Here is a 307-nt window from a genome sequence, read left to right on the forward strand (position 1 = left end):
GCTCCATGGCGGTGCCCTGCACCGAGTGGCAGAGCCCGACCTGCTTGATCTGAGGGTATTTTTCCGCGATCGCCCATGTGTTGATGGCCATCGGGTTCACATATTGCAGCATGATCGCCTCCGGGCAGACGGCGAGCATGTCCTCGCAGATTGTCCACAGATGCGGCACGGTCCTCAAGCCGCGCATGATGCCGCCGACGCCGACCGTGTCGGCGATCGTCTGGCGCAGGCCGTATTTCTTCGGCACCTCGAAGTCGGTGACGGTGCAGGGCTCGTAGCCGCCGATCTGGAAGGCGACGACGACGAA

At 63.2% G+C, this 307-nt stretch carries 1 pseudogene; it reads right to left on the reverse strand.

Annotated features, from left to right (window positions below):
- A pseudogene (locus EN804_RS36135) lies at nt 1-307 on the reverse strand (alpha-glucosidase/alpha-galactosidase); the annotation flags it as partial.

The sequence above is a fragment of the Mesorhizobium sp. M8A.F.Ca.ET.161.01.1.1 genome (assembly GCF_004792105.1).
GTDB lineage: Bacteria > Pseudomonadota > Alphaproteobacteria > Rhizobiales > Rhizobiaceae > Mesorhizobium.